The sequence below is a fragment of the Jatrophihabitans sp. genome, assembly GCF_046262535.1.
Classification (GTDB): Bacteria; Actinomycetota; Actinomycetes; order Mycobacteriales; family Jatrophihabitantaceae; genus Jatrophihabitans.
In genome coordinates, this window is the sequence record NZ_JBHEMO010000105.1 from 1 (window position 1) to 4,023 (window position 4,023).

Sequence of the window (4,023 nt, forward strand, 5' to 3'; positions counted from 1 at the left end):
CAGCCGATCGGCGTCTTCCGGCAGACGGTCCCGACGGGCCGCAGATACGAATCACCCACGCACAGCTATCCGGTCGACACCACGGCCGTCCATCCTCCCGACGCCGACCCGCCGCCGTTCTAGTAACCGGCGCCGCGGGGAATAGTCATGGCATGCCGGGAACTTGCCTTTGCCGCTGGCCGCCGTCACACCGGCTCGACCCCGCAATCACCTGGCGGCCGGAATGACGAAGCGTAAGCCGCCGAACATGACCTTCCCGGGCTGGGTCGAGCAACAGATCCGAGCGGCTGAGGCGGAGGGCGCGTTCGCCAACCTCCCAGGGCACGGTCGGCCCATCGCGAACCTCGGCCGTCCGCATGATGAGCTGGAGTGGCTGGCCGGCTACCTGCGCCGCGAGAACGTCGACGTCGCCGAGGTCCTGCCGCCGGCGCTGGCGCTGGCCAAAGAGGTCGAGGACCTGGGCGACCGGGTGGCCCGCATCCCGTCCGAGGTGCGCGTCCGGCAGGTGATAGAGGACCTGAACGCCCGCATCGACCGTGCGTACGCGCGGCCCCAGGTGGGTCCGCCGCTGCGGGTCAAGAAGGTCAAGGTCGACGAAGTGCTGCAACAGTGGCGCGCGGCTCGCGCGGCGCTCGCTCCGCCGCCGCCGGCACCGCCGGTCGGTCCGGCGCCGACGGCGCGCCGTCGGCGACGCTGGTTGCGCCGCGTCAGGTGACTCAGCCGCCGGCGAAGGGCGGCAGCACGTCGACTTCGGCGCCCTCCTGCAGCCGCGCGTCCTCGCCGGCCTGCTGACCGTCCACCAGGAAGGAGGCGACGTCGGCCACCCGGTCCAGCCCGGGTCGTCCGCGCAGCACGTCGCGCAGTTCAGCGACAGTGCCCGCGCTCAATGTCTCCTTCTCGATGCCGGCCGCGCGTTGGGCGCCGGCCCAGTAGCGGACGGTCACAGACGGGGGCATCGGTCCAGCGTGCCAGACGTCAGGGCGCGGGGTAGGCACTCACGTCGGTCGCCTTGGCCGACAACCACACCGATCGGCCCGGCGCGAGGTCGAGCTCGGTCACAGCGGCGGCCGTGACGTCCACGGTGGCCTCGAGCTCGCCCGCCGTGCTCACCCGGATGCGGTCGCCGAGCGGGGCCAAAGACGTGATCGACGCGGCCCACACATTCCGCGCGCTGGACCCGTGCGGCGGCGCCGTGTGCACCGTGATCGCCGACGGGCGGACGGCGGCCAGCACGCGGCCGGTCGGGGCGTCGGCCGAGACCATGGTGCCGCCGCCGTCCACCGTCACCACGTCGCCGGACGCCTCGCCGATGTAGAGGTTCATGCCGACGAGCCGGGCCACGTACGGCGTGAGCGGACGGGACGTGATCTCTGCGGGGGTTCCGGACTGAACCACCCGCCCTGCTTCCAGCACGACGATCCGCCGGGCGAGCAGCAGCGCCTCGATCGGGTCGTGCGTGACCAGGACCGTCGGGCCCGCGAAGCCGCCGAGGTGGTCGCGCAGTTCGCCCTGCACCTCGGCCCGCGTCTGCACGTCGAGTGCGGCAAGTGGCTCGTCGAGCAGCAACGCGGCCGGCCGGCACGCGAGCGCCCGAGCCAACGCCACCCGTTGCGCCTGGCCGCCCGACAGCTCACGGGGATGACGCGCCGTGAGCTCGGCCAGGCCCAGCCGGTCGAGCCACTCGCGGGCGGCCTGCCGGGCCGCGTTCTTGGCGACGCCGCGCGAACGCGGGCCGAACGCGACGTTGTCCAGCACTCGTAGGTGCGGGAACAGCCGGTGGTCCTGGAAGACGACACCCACCCGTCGCTGCTGCGGTTCGACGAACGCGCCGACCGTCCGGTCGTCCACCACATCGTCGCCCACCCGCACGCGACCGGAATCCAGGGCGAGCAGGCCGGCGGCAACGCGCAGCAGCGTCGACTTGCCGGCTCCGTTCGGCCCCAGGACGGCGAGGACCTCTCCGGGCGCGGCGTCGATGGCGACGTCGAGGGCGAAATCCCCGCGACGGACGGTGCCGGTCACCGACAGGGTCACGACGCGGTTACCGGGCGCATCCACTTGTCCCGCAGCGCGCCGATCACCACCAGCGCGACGAGCATCAGCGGCAGGGCCAGCGCGGGCGCGTCGGCGGGATCCCGCTGGAACGTGGTGAGGACGAGCGTCGGGAGCGTCTGCGTGACGCCTTGGACGTTGCCGCCGAACAGCAGCGTCGCCCCGAACTCGCCCAAGGCCCGCGCCCAGCACAGGACCGACCCGAGCAGGACGGCGGGCAGGACGAGCGGCAGTGTCACGCGCGTGAAGATCCGGCTGCGAGAGGCGCCCAGCGTCGCCGCGGCCTCCTCCACTCCGCGGTCGGCGATGCGAAAGGCGCCCTCGACGGTGACGACGAGGAACGGCATCGCGACGAACGTCTCGGCGAGCACGATGCCCGCGAAGCTGAACGGCAGGTCCTGCCCGAAGACCGAGCGGATGGGGTGGCCGAGCATCCCGTTGCGGCCGAAGGCGTCGAACAGCGCGACACCGCCGATCACCGGTGGCAGTACCAGCGGGATGGTCACGACGGCGCGCAGCACCCCCATCCCGCGCACCCGCACTCGCGCCAGGACCCAGGCAAGGGGCACACCGAACACCACCGAGGCGGCGGTGGCCTCGAGGGAGGACTCGAGCGACAGGCGCAGCGCCGTCCACACGTGCTCGTCGCGGTAGATGCGGCCGAGGCCGCTCCACCGGACGCGGACGATCATGGCGAGCGTCGGCAGCAACAGGAACACGATGCCGATCAGGGCCGGCGGCACGACGACCAGCGGGGTGCCCAGCCCGGCGCTGCGGCGAGCGCGAGCGGCGCCGGCGGTCACGGTGGCCCGAAGCCGTCCGCGCCGAGGACCTTGCGGGCCGCGGCGGACAGCACGTAGTCGACCCAGGCCTTCGCGAGCGCGGCGTTCTTGGCCGACCTCAGCGCCGCGATGGGATACGTCGTGCTCGCCCGGAATTCGGTCGGGATCGACACGCTCCTGACCTTGGCGCCCCCCGCGCGCGCGTCGGTGACGTACACGAGTCCGGCGTCGACCTCGCCGGACTCGACCGCAGCCAGGACCGACTTGACGTCGGGCTCGCTGGCCGTGGGCTTGACGGTGATGCCGGCCTTGGCGAAGACCTGCGCGGCGACGACGCCGCAGGGCACCGCGGGGGCGCAGATCGCTACCTTCACGCTCTTCTTGGCGACGTCCGGTAACGAGGCGATCCTCGCCGGGTTCGCCGGTGGCACCACGACGGTGAGAACGTTCGAGACGAAGTCGACGGGGTGCAAGGCTGTGCCGCCCAGTGAGGCCATGTTCTTCTTCGAGGCGGACGCGAAGACATCGGCAGGTGCGCCCTGGGCGATCTGCGTGGCGAGATCGGAGCTCGCGCCGTAGGTGATCGAGATCGTCGCGCCCGGGTGGACGGCGGCGAAGTTGTGCTTCAGCTCGTTGAACGCCTCGGTCAGGGATGAGGCGGCATAGATGCGCAGCGCGCCGGACGGCGCCGCGGTCCCCGTCCCCGATCCGTTCGCCGACGACGAGCACGCGGCCAGCAGCCCCATTGTGGCGGCGAGCGCGCCGAGCCGCTTCATGTGCGTGCCTCCGCCACCTCGACGACGACGTTGGTCGACTTGACCGCCGCGATGGCACTCACGCCGGGTTCCAATCCGAGGTCGTCGGCCGCCTCGCGGCTCATCAGCGATACGACGCGGTAGGGCCCGCACTGCAGCTCGACCTGAGCCATAACCGTGTCGCGGACGACGCGCGTCACCAAGCCAACGAAGCGGTTGCGCGCCGACTCACGCAGGCCCGTCGGCGTGGTGGGTACGGGTCCCGCGTTGTGCTCGGCGAAGCGGGCGAGCTCGGCTCCGTCGATCACCTGGCGACCGCTCTCGTCGGTCGTCGCCGCTATCCGGCCGCCGTCGATCCAGCGGCGAAGGGAGTCGTCGCTCACGCCGAGCAGCTCGGCGGCGTCGCGGATGCGGTAGGACGGCATGCGGCTCAG

The 4,023-nt window shown here is 72.3% G+C and carries 6 protein-coding genes and 1 pseudogene; 1 reads left to right on the top strand and 6 read right to left on the bottom strand.

Features of this window, described 5'->3' with window-relative positions; genetic code table 11:
* Window positions 1-223: 223 nt before the first annotated feature.
* Complete coding sequence (locus ABR571_RS14330; protein ID WP_409453881.1) at window positions 224-715, top strand: DUF1992 domain-containing protein; 492 nt, start codon at window positions 224-226, stop codon at window positions 713-715.
* Between the two features lies 1 nt (window position 716).
* Here ABR571_RS14330 and ABR571_RS14335 read toward each other — a convergent pair whose 3' ends face one another.
* The 6 genes and pseudogenes from ABR571_RS14335 to ABR571_RS14360 all read right to left on the bottom strand — a co-directional run bounded on the left by ABR571_RS14335 (window position 717) and on the right by ABR571_RS14360 (window position 4,014).
* Window positions 717-956: a MoaD/ThiS family protein gene (locus ABR571_RS14335; RefSeq protein ID WP_409453882.1), complete on the bottom strand. Its 240-nt coding sequence runs from the start codon at window positions 954-956 to the stop codon at window positions 717-719.
* Window positions 957-975: 19 nt separating this feature from the next.
* Window positions 976-1,323 carry a TOBE domain-containing protein gene (locus ABR571_RS14340; RefSeq protein WP_409453885.1) on the bottom strand — a complete coding sequence of 116 codons (348 nt, stop codon included), beginning with the start codon at window positions 1,321-1,323 and terminating at the stop codon, window positions 976-978.
* Window positions 1,324-1,554: 231 nt separating this feature from the next.
* Window positions 1,555-2,058: pseudogene (locus ABR571_RS14345) on the bottom strand (ATP-binding cassette domain-containing protein); the annotation flags it as partial.
* Window positions 2,031-2,855 carry a molybdate ABC transporter permease subunit gene (modB, locus tag ABR571_RS14350; RefSeq protein WP_409453883.1) on the bottom strand — a complete coding sequence of 275 codons (825 nt, stop codon included), beginning with the start codon at window positions 2,853-2,855 and terminating at the stop codon, window positions 2,031-2,033. The pseudogene ABR571_RS14345 and the gene modB, both read right to left, overlap by 28 nt.
* The gene (gene modA, locus ABR571_RS14355; protein ID WP_409453884.1) at window positions 2,852-3,610 is read right to left on the bottom strand and encodes a molybdate ABC transporter substrate-binding protein; all 759 of its coding nucleotides are present in this window, start codon (window positions 3,608-3,610) and stop codon (window positions 2,852-2,854) included. The genes modB and modA overlap by 4 nt, the downstream gene beginning before the upstream one ends.
* Window positions 3,607-4,014 carry a molybdopterin-binding protein gene (locus ABR571_RS14360; protein WP_409453886.1) on the bottom strand — a complete coding sequence of 136 codons (408 nt, stop codon included), beginning with the start codon at window positions 4,012-4,014 and terminating at the stop codon, window positions 3,607-3,609. Before ABR571_RS14360 ends, modA begins: the two co-directional genes overlap by 4 nt.
* Window positions 4,015-4,023: the final 9 nt, after the last annotated feature.

Bases quoted from the DNA above. Each gene is read 5' to 3' on its own strand.
- modA (WP_409453884.1), bottom strand. From the start codon at position 3,610: ATGAAGCGGCTCGGCGCGCTCGCCGCCACAATGGGGCTGCTGGCCGCG.
- ABR571_RS14340 (WP_409453885.1), bottom strand. From the start codon at position 1,323: ATGAACCTCTACATCGGCGAGGCGTCCGGCGACGTGGTGACGGTGGAC.
- ABR571_RS14330 (WP_409453881.1), top strand. From the start codon at position 224: ATGACGAAGCGTAAGCCGCCGAACATGACCTTCCCGGGCTGGGTCGAG.
- ABR571_RS14335 (WP_409453882.1), bottom strand. From the start codon at position 956: ATGCCCCCGTCTGTGACCGTCCGCTACTGGGCCGGCGCCCAACGCGCG.
- ABR571_RS14360 (WP_409453886.1), bottom strand. From the start codon at position 4,014: ATGCCGTCCTACCGCATCCGCGACGCCGCCGAGCTGCTCGGCGTGAGC.